Below are 22,866 nucleotides of genomic sequence, written 5' to 3' on the forward strand. Positions count from 1 at the left end.
ATAGTGAATAGCCATTGATGCCGCGGATGTTAACTTCTGTAGCATAGTTATGCAACGATCGCGGCTTAAAATTTATGAGTGAGGTGCTTTAGTAGTAAACCATAGCACATCATATTGTCTCCCCTTCATCCTTCAAGCCGTTTCTGCGTTGGCTGCCTTCACTCACCCCGGTCACTTACTGGAGTAAGCTCCCGGGGATTCGCTCAGTTGCCGCCTTGATCCAACTCGAATGATTTAGGGGAGCTACTCATCGCGATTATTGATTTTCCAGAACCTGACGCAGGGTACCGCTGGAGGCGAAGTCGAGGTCGGCCATGTAGCGCACGTCGTCGACAGTCCAGCATTGGCCTTCGCGCACCATCAACACTTCATCTTTCCAGGTTGAATTCGCGCCGTTGTCTTTGGCGTGGGTCATGGTCACGCGCAGCGGGATGTTGCGGGCGTCGGTATTCGGAATAGTGGAGGCATCATCAACCCAGGCCGAAGTCGGGCCGTCGAACAGGCTGGAGAACACGTCGCCGTCGCTAGCACCCTGTTTTTCATTCGGCGTGGCGGCGATATCTACTTTACGTTCAGACTGTGCCTTGAGCAGCGCGTTATACAGGCCGGTGCTCAGGTAAGGGCGGTATTGCGCCAGCTGGCTGCTATTCGGCAGGCCAGAACCGCCATTTTTAATGCGTAAATCATAGAATTTCTGCGCGACGGTGTCCGGGCCTCCATCAACGCAGGGCGCAGTGCGGCTGCCAATATCCTTAAAAGCCGGTTCAACCGTAGTACATGCGCTGAGGGTCAGCACCAGGGGGATCGCGGCGGCAAGTGTTTTATATTTCATCGTATTCCTTACTGAAAGATTGAACGTTTTCACCATGACTTTCTTTAGCATACAGTATAAAACCGATTTGGATTGATGCACGGTGCGGTGCGAAATCAACCTTAGCTCATAAGCTATACTCAAGGCTTTGGCCGATGACTGGCTGGCAAACGGACGAAAACTAATAAGGAATACTTATGCAAAATTTCCTCACTGCTTCCTTTGAATTCTGCTTATGAAGGCGTTATGGCGCAACGGCGGAGCGATGATTGCCGCCATAATGCTGCTGACGGGCTGCCAAACCTCGCCGTCTTCCGAGCAGAATTTACCCTATCGGCTAGAAAGCCAGCGCCAGGCGCAGGGCGCTGACCAGCGCGTGCGTTTTCTGGTGATCCATTACACCGCCGAAGATTTCCACAACGCATTAAATACGCTTACTGATGAGCACGTCAGCGCACATTATTTAATTCCGGCGCACCCGCCGGTGGAAAACGGCAAACCCGTGGCGTGGCAGCTGGTGCCAGAGTCGCAGCGCGCCTGGCACGCCGGGGCCAGCGGCTGGCGCGGGCGCACCAATCTCAATGACACCTCTATTGGCATTGAGCTGGAAAATAAAGGCTACAGCCGCCATCTGCTGGGCAAGCATTTTTACCCATTCCCGCCCGCGCAAATTGACCTGCTTGCCGATCTCAGCCAGCAAATTATCCAGCGCTACCAGATTGAGCCGCGCAACGTGGTCGGCCATAGCGATATCGCGCCGCTGCGCAAAGACGATCCGGGGCCGCTGTTCCCATGGCGTGAACTGGCGAAGCGCGGCATAGGCGCGTGGCCCGACGCCCAGCGAGTCAGGGATAATCTGGCGGGGCGCGATCCGCATCAGTCAGTGGATAAAGCCGACCTGCTAGCGAAGCTTCAGCAATACGGCTATCCGGTGACGCCAGACATGAACCAAGCCCAGCAGCGGCGGGTGATTGCCGCTTTCCAGATGCATTTTCGCCCGGCGGATTATCGCGGCGAGGCCGATGCTGAATCTGACGCCATTATCAGCGCGCTGTTACAACAGTATCCGGCAGGGAATTAAGAAGGGTGGGATTAGTCGCGCTTATTACCGACGCCCTGCAAACCTTGCAGACGGCCGTGGTCGCGCAGCCAGTTGGCGGTGCGGATAATGCCCTGATCGAGTGAGATCACCGGGCGATAGCCCAATTCATCCTGCGCGCGCTGCGTGTCGAGGGTGAGATCGAAATTGAGCTTGGCGACGCTGTAGTGGGTCAACACCGGCTCTTTGTGCGAGTTCTTGCTGATCTTCTCCATGCCGCGCGCCATCATGTCCAGCAGCGGATAGGGCACCGAGCGAATGCGGTAATTCATCTCCAGCGCGTCCATCAAATGCTCCACCATGGTTCGCAGCGGTCGCGGCTGCTGGTTGGTGATGTTGAAGGCGCGGCCGGATTCGGTCTTTTGGGTCTGCGTCGCCAGCCACATGGCGTGCACGGCGTTTTCCACATAAGTCATGTCGACCAGCGCTTCACCACCGCGCGGCAGCATCAGCGTCCCGCCGTATTTCAACATTTGCAGCAGGCGCGGCAGCAGCACATTGTCGTGCGGCCCAAACACCCCCTGCGGGCGTAAAATCGTGAAGTGAGTCTGTGGATTGGACAGCGCCAGCGTGGTGATCACCTGTTCGGCCGCTGCCTTGCTGCGCGCAAAGGAGTTAGCAAAACGGTTGGGGCGAAAATCTTCTTTTATATTGCGATGATGGTGGAAGTCGAAGTAGATCGCGGGCGAAGAGAGGTGGACGAAGTTTTCGACACCGTAGGCCGTGGCCCATTCGCCAAGGCGGCGCGTGGCGCGCACGTTGGCCAGTTCGAACTCCTGCTCGCTGCCCCACGGGGAAATCATCCCCGAGCAGTGCCACAGGGTGTCCACATCCGCCAGCAGCACTTTGGCCTGCGATGAGACCAGGCTGGTGAGGTCCGCATGAACGAACTCCGCACCCATTTTTTGCAACAGCGAGCCCATTGCAGCGTTACGCCCCGTCGCCCTGACGCTAATGCCTTTGTTACGCAGAAATTCTACGGCATTGCGGCCAAGACCGCTGCTGGCGCCTGTCACGAGTACTTTCATAAATAGGTCAATTCCAACGCTTTTTTACGGGGCTGAGGTTCAATCCAATACCCATGAGCAATAAGGGTGCCATTCTTTCGTGAAATTGTGCTACTTGCAATCGGAAAGGCGGAAAGCGTGACGCCAGCCGGTGCGACTGCGCGGGAAATAATCCGCGTCACAGGCCGCAGCGATCTTTTTGCCGGGCGAGGCTGGCAATGCGCTTCGCCATGCCACGAAAAATAAACTGATGAGCGGGCATCATGCTGAACCAGTAGAGCAAACCGCTAAAGCCCGCCGGGTGCCACCATGCCCGGACGTCGATGCTGCGGCTGTCGCCGTGATCGGTAATGGTGAAGGTGAGCCGCCCCAGCCCCGGCGCTTTCATGCCAAACAGCAGCGACAGTTCGCGCTGGGGTTGCAGCCCAATCACTTTCCAGCCGTCAATCTTGTCACCCAGCCGCAGCTGCGGGCGATCCGGTCGGCCATACTTCACGCGCCCACCGAGCAAATCATCGATTCTGGCGCGCAGCCGCCACAGTTTGTTGGCGTAGAAATAGCCCTCTTTGCCGCCTAATTGCTGAATGACCTGCCACAGCGCAGCTTTAGATGCCGTGGTTTCCAGCTTAAATCCGGCCTGCTTCGGGTAGTAGCCGTAACCCGGACGCCAGCGGGCGCGGGCGTCGGCATCATAATGCCAGTCGGAGGAGTCGAGCACCTGCTGCTCTTCCTGCGCCAGCGTGGCGCGAATCGACTCGTTTACCGTGATGAGCTTCTGCGGAATAAGCTGGCGCAGCGCCGCGCTATCGGCGGGTAAATCATGTTTCAGCCCCTGGATCAGCGCCTTCGCCAGCGGCGTCGGCACCGAGGTAATAAGACTCAGGAAGTAGACTGAAATCAGCGATGTCGGCAGAGGTAACGGCAGCAGCCAGCGGCGTTTACCACTGATGGCGATAAAGCGTTCAAACAGCGTCTGGTAGCTCATATATTCCGGGCCGCCCGCGTCGAAATGGCGGTGCGACTGCGGGGGAAGGGCAATCAGCCCGCTGAGATAATTCAGCAAGTTTTCCAGCGCCAGCGGTGATGATTTCGAGCGTACCCAGCGCGGCGGCGTGAGAATGGGCAGGTTATAGACCATGTCGCGCATCACTTCGAAGGCCGCCGAACCCGCGCCAATCACAATCCCCGCGCGCAGTTCCGTCACCGGAATATCGCCACGGCGGAGCAGGTCGCCGGTGAGTTTTCGCGCTTGCAGATGGGCGGAGTGGCTGGCTTGCGGCTGCATCGAGCCGAGATAGACAATGTGTTTGATGGAGGACTCTTTCAGCGCCAGCAGGGTGTTCTGCGCCGCCTGTCGCTCTTTCTCCAGCAGGTCGTCATCCTCGCTCATGGAGTGAACCAGATAGACCAGCACGTCGGCGCCTGCGAACGCTTCTTTCAAACTTTTGCTGTTATAAACATCCGCGAAGCAGCAGCGCACATTGGGCCATTTCTGCTGCTGTAGCCACTCGACGCGCCTTGCTGCCGCAGTGACCTGATAGCCCTGCTGGCTAAGATGTGAGGTCAGATGCTGGCCGATGTAACCGCTGGCCCCAAGCACCACGACCCTTGTGGTTGGTATTGACACTGGCATCATCCATTTCGCTCATTGAGGAAAAAATCGATGATAAAAAAGCGGCGCTTAAGCCGCTTTGTTTATTCATCGCAAAGCTTACTTGGCGTGATGTTGCAGGAAGTCTTGCCACAGAGACACGACTTTTTGCAGATCAGCCCGACTAATGTCGATATGTGTGATCAGACGAGTCAGCGGACCGGCGCTGAGGATCACCCCGCGCTCGCGCATCCACGGGCCAAGTTTGGCGGCCAACTCGGCAGATTGCTTGATGTACAGAATGTTGGTCTGCGCGCCCGGCGCGGCGATTTCCACGCCAATCGCCCGCAGTTGCTGCTCAAGCCAGACCGCGTTGTCGTGGTCTTCTCTTAGGCGTTCAACGTTGTTTTCTAACGCATAAATCCCCGCGGCTGCCAGAATGCCCGCCTGACGCCAGCCGCCGCCGGTCATCTTGCGCCAGCGATTGGCGCGGGTAATGTACTCGCGGCTGCCGCACAGCACCGAGCCGACCGGCGTCCCCAGACCTTTCGACAGGCAGATGGTCAGGGTGTCGCAATATTGGGTTATCTCGATCAGCGGCACGTTGAGCGCGACGCAGGCATTCATGATGCGTGCGCCGTCAATGTGCAGCGCCAGCCCTTTTTCGCGGGTAAATTCAAAGGCTTTTTGCAGGTAATCCAGTGGCAGTACCTTGCCGCTGTGGGTATTTTCCAGACTCAACAGACGAGTCCGCGCGAAGTGAATGTCGTCCGGCTTGATGGCGGCAGCCACTTTGTCGAGAGGAATGGAGCCATCGGCGTCCATCTCCAGCGGCTGGGGCTGGATACTGCCGAGCACGGCGGCACCACCGGCTTCATACATATAGTTGTGGGCTTTTTGGCCGACAATGTACTCGTCGCCACGCTGACAATGGGTCAGCAGAGCCACCAAATTGGCCTGAGTGCCGGTCGGCATAAACAGCGCGGCTTCTTTGCCGGTAAGCCTGGCGGCCAATTCTTGCAATGCATTAACCGTCGGGTCATCCCCGTACACATCGTCGCCCACTTCTGCATGAGCCATAGCCTGACGCATTGCTTCGCTCGGGCGAGTCACTGTATCACTGCGTAAATCGATCAACGTCGGAGTCCTTTTGAAAAGTGGAGAAGGGGCGGAAGCTGCGCGGGCCGTTTTGCAACAACCCGCGCAGTACTCACAGCACTATATCCCCGACGGGGTTATCGCAGCCAGTTGGTTTTCGCCAGTTCTACCACTTCGTCGCCACGGCCGTTGATCACCGCGCGCAGCATATACAGGCTGAAGCCCTTGGCCTGCTCAAGTTTGATTTGCGGCGGCATCGCCAGCTCGTCGGTGGCGGTCACCACGTCAACCAGCACTGGGCCTTCATAGGCAAAGGCGTCTTGCAGCGCGGCGTCAACGTCGGAGGCTTTCTCCACGCGAATGCCTTTGATGCCCGCGGCTTCAGCCATGGCGGCGAAGTTCGGATTTTTCAGCTCGGTGCCGTCGGTCAGATAGCCCCCGGCCTTCATCTCCATCGCCACAAAGCCCAGCACGCTGTTGTTGAAAATGACGATTTTCACCGGCAGCTTCTGCTGCGCCAGCGTCAGGAAATCCCCCATCAGCATGGTGAAGCCGCCGTCGCCGCACATGGCGACCACTTGACGGTTACGGTCAATGGCCTGTGCGCCCAGTGCCTGCGGCATGGCGTTAGCCATCGAACCGTGGTTGAAGGAGCCAATCAGGCGGCGCTGGCCGTTCATCTGCAAGTAGCGGCAGGCCCAGACGGTCGGGGTACCCACGTCACAGGTGAACACCGCGTCGGCATCGGCAAAGCGGCTAATCTGTTGCGCCAAATACTGCGGGTGGATCGCCTGTTTGTCATTCATCGTGGCGAGGCCGTCGAGGTCTTTGCGCGCCTCTTGATAGTGTTTCAGCGCCTTGTCGAGGAATTTACGGTCGCTTTTCTCCTGCAACTTCGGCAGCAGTGCGGTCAGCGTGGTTTTAATATCACCCACCAGCGCCATGTCCACCTGACAGTGCGCCCCAATGCTGCCCGGATTGATATCAATCTGGATGATAGTGGCGTCTGTTGGGTAGAAGGCGCGGTAAGGGAACTGGGTGCCGAGCAGGATCAGCGTGTCGGCATTCATCATGGCGTGGTAGCCGGATGAGAAGCCAATCAGGCCGGTCATCCCGACGCTATAAGGGTTGTCCCACTCAATATGCTCTTTGCCACGCAGGGCGTGAACCACCGGCGCTTTGAGGGTTTCTGCCAGTTTCACCACTTCATCATGGGCACCGGCACAGCCACTGCCGCACATCAGGGTGATGTTTTTCGCACCCTTGAGCACTTCCACCAGCTTTTCCATTTCGGACAGATTTGGCAGCACCAGCGGCAGCTGCGGCGGATACCATTTGGCCGTCGCGTCTTCCGGTGCAGGCTTTAGCGCCACGTCGCCCGGCAGCACTATCACCGACACGCCGCGATTGAGAATGGCTTTGCGCATGGCGATGCCCAGCACCTGCGGCAACTGGTCGGGATGGGTGATCATCTCACAATAGTGGCTGCACTCGCGGAACAGCTCGGTAGGGTGAGTTTCCTGAAAATAGCCGGTACCGATTTCGCTCGAAGGGATGTGGGCGGCAATCGCCACCACCGGCACATGGTTGCGGTGGCAGTCAAAAAGACCGTTGATTAAGTGCAGGTTGCCCGGCCCGCAGGAGCCGGCGCATACCGCCAGTTCGCCCGTCAGCTGGGCTTCCGCGCCGGCGGCAAAGGCGGCCACTTCTTCATGTCGGGTGCCCATCCATTCGATGGTTCCCATGCGGTTTAAACTATCGCTAAGCCCATTAAGGGAATCGCCGGTGACGCCCCAAATCCGTTTAACGCCAGCCTCTTCAAGTGTTTTTGCCAGCAACGAAGCCACGGTGTGTTTCATAGATCCCTCCAGATAGACTGTTTAATCGATCGCATCGATAAGTTAAAAGCTCCGCTAATCATAGTTCATGATGCAAATGTGATTTGTTTCGAGAATGCTTTTAAGATTTCGATAGATTTCCGTATTGGTCTTCAACCTTACAGAAAAGGTCAGGGAGTGGGGTTGTAGTTTTGTAAATCTACCCGGCCTAACTGTAAATCTAGATGTCTACAGGCAGGCCGGGAGTCTGGGAAAGGGGATTAGGCTAAGGTCACGTCGCCATGCAGCTGGCAGCTACAGGCCAAGACGTAGCCTTCGGCTATCTCGGCGTCGGTCAGGGTCATTTGGCTGGTGGTCGTGAAATCGCCGCCGATCACGCGGGTTTTACAACTGCCGCAGACACCGGCGCGGCAGGCGGCATTGACCGGCAGTTGGTGCTGCTCCATCGCCGCCAGCAGGGTAGAACCGACGGGCACCTTGTAGTGGGCAAGCGGCGTCAGGCGAGTCATCGTCAGCAGCTTATTGCTTTGTGGCTCGGCAATCGGCTGGTGGAACTGCTCGGTGATGACGCTATTGTCCGCCGCGCCCAGGGCTTTAACCCATTGTTCAGCTAGCCGCATATAAGGCGCCGAGCCGCAAATCATCACCCGTCGCGCCGCCATGTCCTTCACACCAGTCTCCAACAGGTCTTGGCTCAGTCGCCCGGCGATAAAGCCCTCTGTTGCATTGTTCTCGGATAATAAAATTAAGCTTAACTGCGGGTGACGTGCGGCCAACTGCTGCCATTGGGTAGCGAAAATCACATCCTGCGGGCTGCGCACGCTGTAAAACACCGTCACGGGTCTGGCGGGCGTTTGCTGTAGAACTGCGCGACAAATCGACATAATCGGCGTCACGCCGCAGCCCGCCGCCAGTAGTAGCAGGGGCTGGTCGCCGTCGCAGACAAAGCTGCCCTGAGCATCTGAAAGCCAGAGATAGTCGCCAACTGTCACCTCTTGAGTCAGCCAATTCGAGCCTTGGCCGTCGGCAATTTGGCGAACCGTCAGGGTGATAAACGGACTGACGCCAGGCGTGGAGGAGAGGGTGTAAGCCCGCTGCACCTGGCCGCTAGTGCCAATATTCACCAGCGCAAACTGGCCGGGCTGGTAGTCATAAGGCACATGGCTGAACAGAGATAAAGTCCAGACATCGGCGGTTTCTTGTTGAATGTCATGCACCTGCAGGCGATTGGGGCACAGCAGCGTGGGTTGGTCGGCAAACAGAGGGAAAGTCATGGCGAGTTCCTCAAGGGGCCGGTGGGGCGCACCGGCCGGGTGAAATTATTGTGGCAACATCTGGCGCAGGTCGTCCTCAACCGAGGTGATGGCGCGCAGGCCGAATTTTTCATTCAGCACGTTCAACAGGTTTTCTGTCAGGAAGGCCGGAGCCGTCGGGCCGGTGGCAATATTCTTCACCCCGAGCGAGAGCAGAGTCAGCAAAATAACAATCGCTTTCTGCTCAAACCATGACAGCACCAGACTCAGCGGCAGGTCGTTGACGCCGCAGCCCAGCTTGTCCGCCAGATGCACCGCCAGCATGATGGCCGAATAGGCGTCGTTGCACTGGCCGACGTCCAGCAGGCGCGGCAGCGGGCCTAGGGTGCCGAAGTCCAGCTTGTTGAAGCGATATTTGCCGCAGGCCAGCGTCATGATCAGGCAGTCGTCGGGCACGGCGCGGGCTAAGTCGGTGAAGTAGCTGCGTTCGCCACGACTGCCGTCACAGCCGCCAATCAGGAAGATGTGGCGCAGCTGTTTGCTGGCCACCAAGTCAATTACCGTGTCGGCCGCGCCGAGCAGGGTTTCGCGGCCAAAGCCGACGGTGATCTCCTGCTCGATTTCACTGTATTTGAATCCCGGCTCGGCCAAGGCTTGGGCAATCACCGGCGTAAAATCTTCCCCTTCCAGATGCTTCACGCCCGGCCAGCCGACAATGCTGCGGGTCCAGATCCGGTCACCGTAGTTGCCGACATTCGGGTCAATAATGCAGTTGGAGGTCATCACCACCGGCCCCGGGAATTTGGCAAATTCAATTTGCTGGTTCTGCCAGCCGCTGCCGTAGTTGCCCGCCAGATGCGGATACTTCTTCAACTCCGGGTAGCCGTGGGCGGGAAGCATTTCACCGTGGGTATAGATGTTAATGCCAGTGCTGGCGGTCTGTTCGAGCAGCATCTGCAAATCTTTCAGGTCATGGCCGGAGATCAGAATGGCTTTCCCGGCGCGAGGCTTGACGTTCACCGCCGTCGGCTGCGGGTGCCCGTAGGCGTCCGTTTCGCCTTTATCGAGGATCTCCATCACGCGGAAATTCATCTTGCCGATGCCCATGGCATTTTCCAGCAGGGTGGCCATGTCGGCGGGCTGGGTGCCGAGCCACGCCATGAGGCGGTGATAATCGGCATAGATATGGGGGTCTGACTGGCCCAGCACGTGGGCGTGTTCCATATAGGCGGCGGCCCCTTTCAGGCCATACACGCAGAGCAGGCGCAGGCCGTGGATATCGTCACCGACTTCGGCTTTATCGCTGTTTAAGGCAAACTGCTGGGCCTGAATCTGTAGCTGGTCGATGGCGTCGCTGGTCAAAGTCAGATTTGCCAAAGGGTGCGGGTTGCTGATGGCCGGATCCATCAGGCGGCAGCGGCTGGCAAGGGATTCGCGATAGCTAATGGCTTCGCGGGCATAAGCCACGATGCGCGCCGAGTCAAAGTTAACGTTGGTTAAGGTTGAGAAGAAGGCGCGGGGCGCAAAGGCGTCAATTTCGGCATCAATGATGTCATAGCCCCGGGCGATGAGCGCCCACGAGGATAGGCCCTGTAGCACCGCCACCAGCAGGTCTTGCAGGTCAGAGGTTTCAGCCGTTTTGCCACACATCCCCTGCGCATAGGCGCAGCCGCTGGTGGTCGGGGTTCTCACCGTTTGTTCACATTGCACACAAAACATTATCCACTCCTTTTATAAGTTGCATTTATAATGCATGTTTTAAGTTAAGCCTAAGACGCAACAGGCAAGAATTGAAGTGCTTTGTGGAATAAGTGCAGATGGGTTGATTTAGCGCAATTTCTGAAGAAAGGCCGTCGCGCTGGCGCAGAGGCCAGCGCGAGGTAAAACAGGTCAGGCGGAGAAGAAGGCCATCAGGATTGGAGCGATCAGGCTCAGCAAGAAGCCGTGCACCACCGCCGGTGGCACCATGTCCAATCCACCGCTGCGTTGCAGCACCGGCAGGGTGAAGTCCATGGAGGTTGCGCCACACAGGCCCAGCGCCGAGGAGCGGCTGGAGCGCACCAAGGTTGGGATCAGCATAATGGCGCACAGCTCGCGGGCTAAATCGTTAAAGAACGCCGCGCTGCCGACCACCGGGCCGAAAGCGTCCGTCAACACAATGCCGGAGAGGGAGTACCAGCCGTAGCCGGAGGCCATCGCCAATCCGGTATTCAGCGGCAAGCCGAGCAGCAGCGCGGCCAGCGCGCCGCCGACCAGTGAGCTGACGGCCACCACCGACGCCACTAATATGCCACGGCGGTTAAGGATGATTTGGCGCAGCGTCATGCTGCTATTGCGTAGCTGCATCCCCACCAGCGCCAGCAGGAAAATCAGCGCCACTTCGCTGGCTTCTGAGGCGTAAGTCAGCCAGTGCCACTGGGTCAGGCCGAGCAAGAAACCGGCGATCACCACGCCGCACAGCTTGAGTGAATCAATCGCCATATTCAGGCGAGAAGGCAGGGACTCTTGCTGATGATTGGATTTCCAGGGTTTACGCTTTTCCAACAGCCAAAGTGCGACAAGATTGAAAATGAAAATGCACAAGAAACAGACCGCCGCGTATTTGAAAATCAGCAGCAGATTCGTACTCAGATTATCGAGAAAGGCTAAGCTGACGCCCATGATGAATAGGATCACATACACCATCCAACTCAGCAGGCGGTTAATGGCATAAAGCAAAGCCGATTTTTTTAATGGAATGAGATAGCCGATGATCAGCGGCAAAAGAATGATCAGTAAACCTGAATACATGAAGCTTTCCGTGTAGTTGCGAGTCCTGAAGGGGCGGTCAACACGCTAACCAAAAGCCGTGTCGCTGTAAAGTCGCTTTAACCAGCAAATGGCGCGGCAATATCTTGACCAAACAGCATTTTTAACGCCATGCTGAACACAGGTGAAGCAGAAGGGAGCGCCCGATGTATCTGGAACATATCGATATTGCAGGATTTCGTGGTCTAAATCGGTTATCGCTAACCTTGACCCAACCCACGCAGCGCGGCGCCTCCATCAGCGGCCCGCTGGGCGAGGAGGGCGTCTCTTCCGTCACCACCAATACCGTGCTGGTGGGGGAAAATGCTTGGGGTAAGTCCAGCTTGCTGGATGCCCTGACGCTGCTGCTTTCGCCTGAACCCAAACTCTACTGCTTCAAAGAGGAAGATTTCTATTTCCCCGCCGGGGAACAGCAGTCCAAATCGAAATATCTGCACGTGGTTTTCACCTTCTGCGAGAATCAGGCCGGGCACCACACCTCGCCGCGATTCAACCCGCTTTCTCCTTTATGGGTGAAGTGCGCGGACAAGCTCACGCGCATCTATTATCGGCTAGAAGGGGAGCTGGACGATGACGGCAGCGTGCTGACGCTGCGCAGTTTCCTTTCCGCCAACGGCCAACCGCTGAACTTGCAAACTATTGATCCACTGGCGCAGGCGTTAATCACTTTAAATCCGGTGCTGCGGCTGCGCGATGCGCGGTTTATTCGCCGTTTGCGTAGTGAAACGCTGGCCCCGCGCCTTGCTAAAAATAATGAAGAAATGGCGAAGCAGCTCGACGACTTGACGCGCGGGCTGATCCATAACCCACAGAACCTAACCAACAGCGAATTGCGCAGCGGGCTGGCGGCGATGCAGCAGCTGTTAGAACACTATTTTGCCGAGCAGGGCACCAGCAGCAGCGCGCCGTGGCAGCAAAAGCGCCACGGCCGGGCCGAGAGCCGCCGCGCGTGGCGCTCCCTCGACAATATCAACCGAATGATTGCCGAGCCGAACAGCCGCAGTATGCGCGTTATGCTGTTGGGGATGTTTTCCACATTATTGCAGGCTAAGGGTTCGGTGGTGCTGCATCCCGATGCTCGCCCGCTGCTATTAATAGAAGACCCGGAAACCCGTCTGCATCCGATTATGCTGTCGGTGGCGTGGGGGCTGCTCGACCAGCTTCCCTTGCAGCGCATTACCACTACGAACTCCGGCGAGCTGCTGTCGCTAGTGCCGGTAGAGCAGATATGCCGATTGGTGCGCGAGTCGGGGCGAGTCGCGGCTTACAGTATCGGGCCGGAAGGGCTAAGCTCGGAGGACAGCCGCCGCATCGCGTTTCATATTCGTTTCAACCGCCCGTCGTCGCTGTTTGCCCGCTGCTGGCTGCTGGTCGAAGGGGAAACGGAGGTGTGGCTGCTCAACCAGTTGGCGCGGCAGTGTGGCTACCACTTTGAGTCGGAAGGTATCAAGGTGATTGAGTTCGCCCAGTGCGGCCTTAAGCCCTTGCTGCGCTTCGCCCGCCAGATGGGAATTGAGTGGCACGTGCTGGTGGATGGCGACGAAGCCGGGAAAAAATATGCCGCAACGGTGATCGGCAACGTTGAGAAATACGACGACACGCTGCGCTACCGGCTGACGGCGCTGCCTTCGCAGGATATCGAGCATTTCCTCTATCGCGGCGGCTTCGAAGATGTCTACCGGCGCAACGCGGCACTGCCAGACACGCTACCCATGTCGCCACGGCGTATCATCGACAAAGCGATTCACCGCACGTCGAAACCCGACTTGGCCATCGACGTCGCGCTGGCGGCGTCTCAACGCGGCGTGGGGTCTATTCCACCATTGCTGCGGCAAATGTTTTCCCGCGTCGCGTGGCTGGCGCGGGGCAGGGCTGACTAATCGTCGGTTTTACGAGGTGCGGCAAAACCCTGCGAGAAGGTTTGGCGAATTTGCGCTTCCAGTGAATCCAGCAGCTGGTAACGACGGCGGTACTCAGAGCGGCGCTTGCTGGCGATCTCTTCCAGCGGACGGTGTGGGATCTGACGAGGCAAATGGTAATAATCGTCTTCCTCTAGCTCGCCCTGCAGCGTTTCCCAGAAGCTGTCGTAATCAGCGAAGATCATGCCCCTGCGTTTCTTATAGCGGGCATTTTCATAGATGTGGGTTTTATTGGCGACGGCAACAATTTGCGTCATTTGAGTCAGCTCGGCCAGCAGCAGGGTGGCCTCCATCACCAGTTTCTTCGGGAACAGGCCGTGACAGGCTTTGGTCGCTGATTGAATCTGCGAGTGCTCGACGTGGGCGCGCGGGCCTTGGATTGCTCCAATAAACAGCGTCGGCTGATCCCGGTAGTTAATCAACGCGAAGGTGACGGTAGCCAGCGGCTCGCCGTTTTCCAGCGTGAACATCAGCGTGGCTTCGCCTTCTTTATCTAAACGCCCGGCGGCGTTGAACTGAATAAAGTAGCGCTGGCCTTCTTTACCTTCTAACGTGGCAATGTGCAGCGGCTGGTCGGAGAAATGCGCATGCCCCAGCGCGGGCGGCACCTGCGCCGCGAAGTGGTCGTAGTGGGCAATAATATTTTTCAAGGCTGTCTCGCGGTTCACCTTCACCGACTGATAAACGCGGTGCAGCTTGCAAGGCAGAGACGGCGCTGCGCGCAGCATCTCGTCGCGCATCGGGTGGCTTGCCAGATAATCCAGCAGCGACAGCGTGGATTTCGGCGCCAACAGCGTGCGCAGTAAAAACTTCAAGCGATAGCTGGTCCGGTTCCAGGCAGGGCCAGGCACCATGCGGCGGGAAACCAATGCGGATAACATCTGCATACCAGAGTGTATTTTTCTATTTTCGATTGGGTAGCTGATTGCACTCATCGTTATGTACCTGCTCTTCACAAGCCTCCAAGGCTGAATGACGTTATTTGAGCAGTTGGTGAATAAACCAAATATCAACGGTGATTTTGATCACAGCGGAATACTTACAATTGTTTGGGTTCTGTTTAGCTGAAGTTACAAAGTGTAAATCGTTAGCCTGCGAGGGATAAACGGTGGGTCAAAACTGACAATAATGTGCTTTTTTATTTTTCGGGGCTTGAAGGCCAATCGTTTCTCCCCCATAAATAAAAATGCCAGTCAAGATGAGACTGGCATTTGGCAAAGAGTACGCAACATGATGGTGCGGCAAAAAGGCAATGAGTACGGTCAGGCGACCGCTTCACTTTCCACCGGAATAATGAGGCTTGCATGATTTCCTTTTGGCCCTTCATGGACATCGAAGCTGACTAGCTGCCCGGCTTTGAGGGTGCGATAACCCTCCATCTGGATAGTGGAATAATGAGCAAAGATGTCTTCACCGCCGTTTTGCGGACAGATGAAACCAAAGCCCTTAGCATTATTGAACCATTTAACAGTACCCGTCTCCATGCTTCTACTTCCCTCTCAAGACTATTTGGTGAGTTGAAGAGATTGAGCTAATAAGTGAGCACGAATGCCCGTACGTCGCTGAATACAGGCACTTATCGCCGGTATTTTGCACACGAAATTACACTCTAGTGGAATTGATTTGGACGTCAAGGGAAGGGCATTTGTCATGCCTGAGCAGATAGCCAAACTTTGAAGCAGGTAACGATCCTGAAATAATGTGGTCATTATTTCAACGATTTTACCGATAGCAAAGAGTGGAAGATGCGCGGGGGCATGATGCTTTAAGAGATGGTAAAATGAATGTTAAACGTCATGACGAAAGCTAAGGCGCAAGGGTGCCAGACAATGCTGACGTCATAACAGACCTTCAGAAGGTGATGGACAGGCAATGGGTAACAATCAAGACTGGCTAAATTTCGAACACTTGGCGGCGGATAAGCTAAAGGATGAGGTAAAACCGCCATCTATGTATAAAGTTATATTAAACAACGACGATTACACTCCGATGGAATTTGTGATTGACGTTCTGCAAAAGTTCTTTTCTTATGATATTGAACGTGCAACGCAACTGATGCTCCAGGTGCACTATAAAGGCAAAGCTATTTGCGGAGTCTATACCGCTGAAGTAGCCGAAACCAAAGTCGCACATGTGAATAAGTACGCCAAGGAGAACGAGCATCCGTTGCTGTGTACGCTGGAAAAAGCCTGATTAAGGCAATCTATTTGGGAGGTGCCTATGCTCAATCAAGAACTTGAACTCAGTCTCAACATGGCTTTCGCAAGAGCCCGTGAGCACCGGCATGAGTTTATGACCGTGGAGCACCTGCTGTTGGCGTTGCTAAGCAACCCTGCAGCCCGTGAAGCGCTTGAAGCTTGTACCGTTGACCTGGTGGCGTTACGCCAGGAACTGGAAGCGTTCATCGAACAAACCACGCCCACCTTACCTGCCAGTGAAGAAGAGCGCGACACCCAGCCTACGCTGAGTTTCCAGCGCGTTCTGCAACGTGCGGTATTCCACGTGCAATCTTCCGGTCGTAGTGAAGTGTCTGGCGCAAACGTTCTGGTCGCGATCTTCAGCGAACAGGAATCCCAGGCCGCATATCTGCTGCGCAAACATGACGTTAGCCGTCTCGACGTGGTCAACTTCATCTCTCACGGTACCCGTAAAGATGAGCCAGGTCAGGCGCCAAATAACAACGCAGAGAACCCAGTTAACGAAGAGCAGTCGGCGGGGGAAGATCGTATGGAGAACTTCACCACAAACCTTAACCAGTTGGCGCGCGTGGGTGGTATTGACCCGCTGATTGGCCGTGACAAAGAGCTTGAGCGTGCGATTCAGGTTCTCTGCCGTCGTCGCAAAAATAACCCACTGCTGGTGGGCGAGTCAGGCGTCGGTAAAACCGCTATCGCCGAAGGCCTTGCTTGGAGAATCGAGCAGGGCGACGTGCCTGAAGTGATGGCCGACTGCACGCTGTACTCACTCGACATCGGCTCACTGCTGGCGGGCACCAAATACCGCGGTGACTTCGAAAAACGTTTTAAATCACTGCTCAAGCAGCTTGAGCAAGACAAAAACAGCATCCTGTTTATCGATGAAATCCATACCATCATCGGGGCGGGCGCGGCGTCTGGCGGCCAAGTTGATGCAGCCAACCTGATTAAGCCACTGCTTTCTAGCGGCAAAATTCGGGTTATCGGCTCAACGACCTATCAGGAGTTCAGCAACATCTTTGAAAAAGACCGTGCCTTGGCGCGTCGCTTCCAGAAGATTGATATTACTGAGCCAACCGTCGAAGAGACCGTGCAGATCATTAATGGTCTGAAAACTAAATACGAAGCTCACCACGACGTGCGTTATACCGCGAAAGCCGTGCGCGCCGCGGTTGAGCTGTCAGTGAAATACATTAATGACCGTCATCTGCCGGACAAGGCGATTGACGTGATTGACGAAGCGGGCGCGCGCAGCCGGTTGATGCCGGTCAGCAAGCGTAAGAAAACCGTTAACGTCAGCGACATCGAAAGCGTGGTGGCGCGCATCGCGCGTATTCCAGAGAAAACAGTATCGGCCACCGACCGTGACGTGCTGAAGAATCTGGGCGATCGCCTGAAAATGTTGGTATTCGGGCAAGATCCGGCGATTGAAGCACTGACCGAGGCGATCAAAATGAGCCGCGCCGGTCTGGGCCAGGATCACAAACCTGTCGGTTCCTTCCTGTTCGCAGGTCCGACCGGGGTCGGTAAAACCGAAGTGACCGTACAGCTGGCGAAAGCGTTAGATATTGAGCTGCTGCGTTTCGATATGTCCGAATACATGGAGCGTCACACCGTCAGTCGTTTGATTGGTGCACCTCCGGGCTATGTCGGCTTCGACCAAGGCGGTTTACTGACCGACGCCGTGCTGAAGCACCCGCACGCGGTTGTGTTGCTGGATGAAATCGAGAAAGCGCACCCGGACGTCTTCAACCTGCTGTTGCAGGTAATGGACAACGGTACGCTGACCGACAACAACGGCCGTAAAGCGGATTTCCGTAATGTCATTCTGGTCATGACCACCAACGCCGGCGTGCGTGAAACTGAGCGCAGATCTATTGGTCTGGTGCATCAGGATAACAGCCCGGACGCGATGGAAGAGATCAAGAAAGTGTTCACGCCAGAGTTCCGTAACCGTCTGGACAACGTGATTTGGTTCAACCACCTGTCTACTGAAGTTATTCAGCAGGTTGTCGACAAATTCATCGTTGAACTGCAGGCGCAGCTGGATGCGAAAGGCGTGTCTCTGGAAGTCAGCGACGAAGCGCGCGACTGGTTGACAGTCAAAGGCTACGACCGCGCCATGGGCGCACGTCCAATGACCCGTGCCGTGCAGGAAAACCTGAAGAAACCGTTGGCTAATGAACTGCTGTTTGGTTCGCTGGTTGATGGTGGTTCAGTCTCCGTGGGCCTCGATAAGAGTGCCGATAAACTGACGTACCATTTCATGAGTGCGCAGAAGAAAAAAGCGGAAGGCGCGGTGCACTAAGCATCAGCAGCAGTAGCTGAAAAGTAAAAAGGCGATGGAGATATCGCCTTTTTTTATGCCTGTTTTCCGCCGAGTATCAGTGGGATGGGGTAGATAACCTGAAGCTGATACCAGAGGGAAATAGCAGAAATTGCCGAATTGCGGATACCACAAAACGCCCTTGCAAAAGCAGGAAGGGCGAAGAGGGTATCCTCGGGTATCGCTGGAAATCAGCGATGAGTGAGCCGCCTGTTAGCGGCTACGGAAGACAATGCGGCCTTTGCTCAGGTCGTAAGGAGTCAATTCTACAGTGACTTTGTCACCCGTCAGGATGCGGATGTAGTTCTTACGCATTTTACCGGAGATGTGTGCGGTGACTACGTGCCCGTTTTCCAACTCAACGCGGAACATAGTGTTTGGCAGCGTATCAAGTACGGTGCCCTGCATTTCAATATTGTCTTCTTTGGCCATCGAATCCTCTAGGTCTAACTACCATAGTTTTTAACCGGCGTGATAATGCCGAAAAACCCACATTATGTAAAGAAGTATGGTTGACGATCGCATCTATTCCCTATCCATCGGGACTGTCGGCAGGTCTTCATAACGTGGGGATAAGTCTTGGGGCAGCCAGCATTCCGGCGGTAATTGTTGCTGTGAAAGCCGGGAAAGCGACTGCAAAAATTGGCGGCGTGGGATCTCTCTCGCACCCAGCGACGCAGTGTGAGGGTTGAGCACCTGACAGTCAATCAGTTCTCCACCATAGCGGGTAAAATGTTGGCAAAAAATCATTACGGCGCACTTTGAGGCGTTGTCTCGGCGGCTGAACATTGATTCTCCACAGAATAATCCGCCGACGTTTACGCCGTACATGCCGCCTACCAGCTCGTCGCCATCCCACACTTCAATCGAATGTGCATGGCCCGCTTCGTGCAGCTCCTGATAACCGCGCTTCACCAGCGGGCCAATCCAGGTGCCTTCATCGCGCTGCTGAGAGCACGCGTGAATCACCTCAGCGAACGCTTTGTTAAGCGTGAAGCGATAGGGTTCCCGACGCATAAAACGGCGCAGGCTGCGGCTGATATGACGTTCTTCGGGGTAGAGCACGGCCCGTGGGTCAGGGGACCACCAGAGAATGACTTCCCCCGGCTCGAACCAGGGGAAGATACCGCTGCGATAAGCCGAAAGCAGGCGAGGGGAGGTTAAATCCCCGCCCAGCGCCAGCAGGCCGTTAGGTTCATGCAGCGCCGTCTCCGGGTTAGGGAAGACGACGGAATTCGCTTCAAGCTTGACTAACCGCATAGGGTCCTTATTCATTGGTCAAAAGAGTTTGTCAGCCGCGCGCACGAAAACGTGCATAGCGACCCGCCATGCCGATCAGCGCTTGGTGAGTCCCTTCCTCAACTATTTGACCCTCTTCCATCACGCAGATCTTATCCATATTTTCCAAGCCGTAGAGGCGATGGGTAATTAAGATTAGCGTCTTTTTTTCACAATGTTGGCGCAACAGCGCCAGAATATGACGTTCGGTTTCTGCGTCGAGACCCTCTGTCGGCTCATCCAGCAGCCACAGCGGGGCGTCGTGCAAGATGGCGCGCGCCAAGCCAAGGCGACGCTGTTCGCCGCCTGAGAGCTGCCTGCCGCCTTCTCCCAGCCAGCTGTTTAAGCCATCACCGGCCAGCAAAGCTTGAAGATCAACGGCTTCCAGCGCCTTGACCAGCTGCTCGTCGCTGCTGGCCGGGGCTACCATACGCAGGTTTTCCCGCAGCGTGGTGTTGAAGATATGCACCCGCTGGCTGACCACGGTCATCATCTGGCGCAGCGTGGCTTCATCGTAATCCGCAATGGCCGCGCCGTTAATGTTCAGGATGCCCTGGTTGCTGTCCCACGCGCGGGTGATGAGCTGTAACAGCGTCGACTTACCGCAGCCGGTTTGGCCGAGCAGCGCCACGTGCTCACCAGAATTAACCCGCAGATTGATGCCTTTGAGCACTGGCAGTGGCTGATCGGGATAGGTGAAGCTGAGATTTTCAATTTCCAACGCGACCTGATGTTCAGCCTGTGGGCCGTGGGCCGGGAAGGTGACGGCGGGTTGCTGCTCGATGATCTGCGTTACTCGCTGGGCGGAGGCAATCACTTGCCCCAAATGTTGGAAAGCCGCCGCGACTGGGCCGAGTGCCTCAAAGGCGGCCAGCGGGGTGAAGACAAACAGGGCAATCAGCGCGTCGGGCTGGGCGATATCACCAATGCCACCGGCAGCCAGCCACAGCATCAGCGTGACGGTTAAACCGGCGCTGGCAATGATCATCGCCTGCGACAAACCTGAAAGCTTGGCTTGCTGCTGTTGGCGGCTCACCCAGCGGCTTTCCGTCTCATTCATGCTCTGGCGAAAACGCGCCTGTGCGCCAAATACGGCTAATTCCGACTGGCCCTGCAACCATGAGTTGAGCTGAGTGCGGTACGCGCCGCGCAGCTCGGTTAATTCACGGCCAATCGGCTGGCCCGCGCGGTAAAACACCAAGGGAAGCAACAGCATCAGTAACAGCATGATGCCGCCGAGTGTTAAGGCCAGATGCAGGTCGAGGAAGCTCAGGCCGAAGGTGACGACCAGAATAATCACCAGCGCGCTGACCAGCGGCGAGATAACCCGCAGATAGAGGTGGTCGAGGGTGTCGACGTCGGCCACCAGCCTGTTAAGCAAATCTGCCTGACGGAAGCGCGCCATGCCACCCGGAGAGAGCGGCATAATTTTGGTGAAGGTAAACACGCGCAGGTGCGCCAGCACGCGGAAGGTGGCGTCGTGGCTCACCAGACGCTCCGCGTAGCGCCCGGCGGTGCGGAAAATCGCCGCGCCGCGCACGCCCGCAGCGGGCAGCATGTAGTTGAAAGTATAAAGCCCCGCGAGGCCCGCCAGCGCCGACGCCGCGAGGAACCAGCCCGAAAGAGTCAGCAGGCCAATACTCGCCAGCAGGGTGATGATCGCCAGCACGATGCCGAGCGATAAACGCAGCCAATGGCGGCGATAAAGCGCCAGATAAGGCAGTAGAATTTTCATGTTTATAGCTCCTGACTGCGCTGAGCTAACAAACGGGAAAATGCGCCATTCCCGCTCGCCAATTGTTGATAGCCGCCTTGCTCGATCAGCTGGCCTTTATCCATCACCCATACTTCATCGTACTGTCGGGTGTCTTCCAGCTGATGGGTCACCAGCAGCGTGGTTTGTGCTTGAGAGGCGTCGCTCAGCGCCTGCATCACCCGTTTTTCGCTGTGGGCGTCAAGGCTGGCTGTCGGTTCATCTAACAGCAGCAGGTGGCAAGGCGAGAGCAGGGCCCGAGCCACGGCCACGCGCTGAGCCTGCCCGACGGAAAGGCGCGCCGCGCTGTCGCCAAGCTCGGTGTCCAAGCCTTCGGGCAGTAGAGGGAGAAACTCGCTGACATAGGCGCGCTCGATGGCCGATTGCAGCTGCGCTTCGCTGGCATCCGGCCAGCCCAGCAAGATATTAGCCCGCAGGCTCTGCTCCGGAAGGTGCGGGTTTTGTCCCACCCAGCTGAGCTGCTGGCGCCAGTCCGCGCGGGCTATTTCCTGCAACTCTATGCCATTGGCTTTCAGCGAGCCTTGATAAGGCAGGAAGCCGAGCAGGGCGTTGAGCAGCGAACTTTTCCCAGCGCCGCTCAGGCCAACCAGCGCCACGCGTTTACCCGCGGGCAGGGTGAAATTAAGTGGGCCAGCCAGCGTTTTGCCGTCCGGCGAGCGGATAATCAGGTCGACGGCTTCCAGTGAAATGGCGCTCTCGGCTGCCGTCGGCCAAGGCTGGGTGCCTTCTCCCTGACTTTCCGCTTCAGCACTCAGGAAGGTCAGCAGGCTCTCTGCCGCGCCCACCGCCTGTGCTTTAGCATGATAGAAGGTGCCTAAATCGCGCAGCGGCTGGAAAAACTCGGGAGCCAGTATCAGCACCAGAAAACCGGCAAACAGCGTGACAGGCGTGCCGTAGCTGCCGAAATTCAGTTCACCAAGATAGGAGAAGCCAAAGTAGACCGCGACCACGGCAATGGAGATTGAGGCGAAGAACTCGAGCACGGCGGAAGACAAGAACGCCAGTCGCAGCACGTCCATAGTGCGGGCGCGGAAACTTTCGGTAGAGCGTTGGATCTGCGCGGTTTCGGCCTGAGCGCGGTGGAACAGGCGCAGCGTATCCAAGCCGCGCAGGCTGTCTAAGAAATTGCCGCTCAGGCGGGCGAGGGCGGTAAAGTTGCGGCGATTGGCATCGGCCGCGCCCATGCCGACCAAGGCCATAAAAATAGGAATTAATGGCGCGGTGACCAGCAGAATCATACCCGCGGCCCAGTTGATTGGGAAAATACTCACCAGAATCAGCAGGGGAATAATCCCCGCCAGCGCAATCTGCGGCAGATAGCGGGAGTAGTACTCCTGCATCTCTTCAATTTGCTCGATAATGATGGTGGCCCAGCTTCCGGCTGGCTTGCCTTGGATCCACGCCGGGCCAAGCTTCTCCAGCCTGTCCAGCACGAGCTTGCGCATTCCGCGACGAATAATCTTGCCGCAAATAAAGCCCACCTGTTCACGCAGCCAGGTCACTACGGCGCGAAGAATGAAGGTCAGCGCCAAGAGCAGGAAGCTTTGCACCAGCTGGTCGCGCGGCGTGTTTTGAATAATTAAGCTGTGGAGCAGGCCCGCCATTAACCAGGCTTGGGCAAGAATTAATAAACCAGAGAGTAAACCCAGCATCATCGACAGGCGTATCCAGCCTTTGGCGCGTGAGCTTTGTTGCTTTAACCAGCGGGTGAGTTCTTGTTGTCGTGTTTTATTCATCAGGCAATCAGTCTGCGCAGCAATACAGAAATCACAGGGGTATTTCCGTATAGAGTGACATGCGATTGAACGGAGAGTCAGGATGACGCTGAAGAAGCCCGCTCGCAGGTCGCATGATCCAAAAAAGCGCCGC

General features: G+C 56.5%; 18 protein-coding genes. 4 read left to right on the plus strand and 14 right to left on the minus strand.

Going from position 1 to position 22,866, the window contains the following annotated elements; genetic code table 11:
• Positions 1-256: 256 nt before the first annotated feature.
• The gene (locus ACT3RR_RS02420) at positions 257-832 is read right to left on the minus strand and encodes a lipoprotein (RefSeq protein WP_353501521.1); all 576 of its coding nucleotides are present in this window, start codon (positions 830-832) and stop codon (positions 257-259) included.
• Positions 833-1,046: 214 nt separating this feature from the next.
• On the opposite strand from ACT3RR_RS02420, the gene ACT3RR_RS02425 reads away from it, so the two are divergent.
• Entirely contained in the window at positions 1,047-1,892 is an 846-nt protein-coding gene (locus ACT3RR_RS02425) for an N-acetylmuramoyl-L-alanine amidase (protein ID WP_496199661.1), read from the plus strand.
• 11 nt (positions 1,893-1,903) lie between these two features.
• On the opposite strand, the gene ACT3RR_RS02430 is transcribed toward ACT3RR_RS02425, so the two are convergent.
• From ACT3RR_RS02430 to ACT3RR_RS02460, 7 genes are all read right to left on the minus strand, one after another.
• Positions 1,904-2,938: an NAD-dependent epimerase/dehydratase family protein gene (locus ACT3RR_RS02430; protein WP_353501523.1), complete on the minus strand. Its 1,035-nt coding sequence runs from the start codon at positions 2,936-2,938 to the stop codon at positions 1,904-1,906.
• A gap of 157 nt (positions 2,939-3,095) precedes the next feature.
• Positions 3,096-4,538: a DUF2867 domain-containing protein gene (locus tag ACT3RR_RS02435; RefSeq protein ID WP_496199821.1), complete on the minus strand. Its 1,443-nt coding sequence runs from the start codon at positions 4,536-4,538 to the stop codon at positions 3,096-3,098.
• A gap of 90 nt (positions 4,539-4,628) precedes the next feature.
• On the minus strand, positions 4,629-5,645 hold the full coding sequence (ltaE, locus tag ACT3RR_RS02440; protein WP_496199662.1) for a low-specificity L-threonine aldolase: 1,017 nt from the start codon (positions 5,643-5,645) through the stop codon (positions 4,629-4,631).
• 98 nt (positions 5,646-5,743) lie between these two features.
• Positions 5,744-7,465 carry a ubiquinone-dependent pyruvate dehydrogenase gene (gene poxB / locus ACT3RR_RS02445; protein ID WP_396131989.1) on the minus strand — a complete coding sequence of 574 codons (1,722 nt, stop codon included), beginning with the start codon at positions 7,463-7,465 and terminating at the stop codon, positions 5,744-5,746.
• Positions 7,466-7,704: 239 nt separating this feature from the next.
• The gene (gene hcr / locus ACT3RR_RS02450; RefSeq protein ID WP_496199663.1) at positions 7,705-8,718 is read right to left on the minus strand and encodes an NADH oxidoreductase; all 1,014 of its coding nucleotides are present in this window, start codon (positions 8,716-8,718) and stop codon (positions 7,705-7,707) included.
• A gap of 45 nt (positions 8,719-8,763) precedes the next feature.
• A complete protein-coding gene (gene hcp, locus ACT3RR_RS02455; protein ID WP_496199664.1) occupies positions 8,764-10,416 on the minus strand; it encodes a hydroxylamine reductase in 1,653 nt (550 codons plus the stop codon).
• A 171-nt stretch (positions 10,417-10,587) separates the two neighbouring features.
• On the minus strand, positions 10,588-11,487 hold the full coding sequence (locus tag ACT3RR_RS02460; RefSeq protein WP_396131992.1) for a LysO family transporter: 900 nt from the start codon (positions 11,485-11,487) through the stop codon (positions 10,588-10,590).
• 164 nt (positions 11,488-11,651) lie between these two features.
• Here ACT3RR_RS02460 and ACT3RR_RS02465 point away from each other — a divergent pair, with 164 nt between their 5' ends.
• Positions 11,652-13,385, plus strand: coding sequence for a DUF2813 domain-containing protein (locus tag ACT3RR_RS02465; RefSeq protein WP_496199665.1), 1,734 nt, complete (start codon positions 11,652-11,654; stop codon positions 13,383-13,385).
• Here ACT3RR_RS02465 and ACT3RR_RS02470 read toward each other — a convergent pair.
• Positions 13,382-14,359: a VirK/YbjX family protein gene (locus tag ACT3RR_RS02470; protein WP_496199666.1), complete on the minus strand. Its 978-nt coding sequence runs from the start codon at positions 14,357-14,359 to the stop codon at positions 13,382-13,384. The two genes, ACT3RR_RS02465 and ACT3RR_RS02470, sit on opposite strands and share 4 nt — an antisense overlap.
• 327 nt (positions 14,360-14,686) lie before the next feature.
• Positions 14,687-14,908: a cold shock-like protein CspD gene (cspD, locus tag ACT3RR_RS02475; RefSeq protein WP_034789106.1), complete on the minus strand. Its 222-nt coding sequence runs from the start codon at positions 14,906-14,908 to the stop codon at positions 14,687-14,689.
• Between the two features lie 388 nt (positions 14,909-15,296).
• Between cspD and clpS the strand changes: the two genes are divergently transcribed.
• On the plus strand, positions 15,297-15,617 hold the full coding sequence (clpS, locus tag ACT3RR_RS02480; RefSeq protein ID WP_034789108.1) for an ATP-dependent Clp protease adapter ClpS: 321 nt from the start codon (positions 15,297-15,299) through the stop codon (positions 15,615-15,617).
• Positions 15,618-15,644: 27 nt separating this feature from the next.
• Positions 15,645-17,927: an ATP-dependent Clp protease ATP-binding subunit ClpA gene (clpA, locus tag ACT3RR_RS02485; protein WP_353501531.1), complete on the plus strand. Its 2,283-nt coding sequence runs from the start codon at positions 15,645-15,647 to the stop codon at positions 17,925-17,927.
• A gap of 231 nt (positions 17,928-18,158) precedes the next feature.
• Here clpA and infA read toward each other — a convergent pair whose 3' ends face one another.
• From infA to cydD, 4 genes are all read right to left on the minus strand, one after another.
• On the minus strand, positions 18,159-18,377 hold the full coding sequence (infA, locus tag ACT3RR_RS02490) for a translation initiation factor IF-1 (RefSeq protein WP_002211347.1): 219 nt from the start codon (positions 18,375-18,377) through the stop codon (positions 18,159-18,161).
• A gap of 93 nt (positions 18,378-18,470) precedes the next feature.
• Complete coding sequence (aat, locus tag ACT3RR_RS02495) at positions 18,471-19,205, minus strand: leucyl/phenylalanyl-tRNA--protein transferase (RefSeq protein ID WP_353501532.1); 735 nt, start codon at positions 19,203-19,205, stop codon at positions 18,471-18,473.
• Between the two features lie 31 nt (positions 19,206-19,236).
• Positions 19,237-20,958, minus strand: coding sequence for a heme ABC transporter ATP-binding protein/permease CydC (gene cydC / locus ACT3RR_RS02500; RefSeq protein ID WP_496199667.1), 1,722 nt, complete (start codon positions 20,956-20,958; stop codon positions 19,237-19,239).
• Positions 20,959-20,960: 2 nt separating this feature from the next.
• Complete coding sequence (gene cydD / locus ACT3RR_RS02505) at positions 20,961-22,733, minus strand: heme ABC transporter permease/ATP-binding protein CydD (RefSeq protein WP_496199668.1); 1,773 nt, start codon at positions 22,731-22,733, stop codon at positions 20,961-20,963.
• Positions 22,734-22,866 lie beyond the last annotated feature (133 nt).

The organism is Ewingella sp. AOP8-B2-18, assembly GCF_052376015.1.
Taxonomy (GTDB): Bacteria; Pseudomonadota; Gammaproteobacteria; order Enterobacterales; family Enterobacteriaceae; genus Ewingella; species Ewingella allii.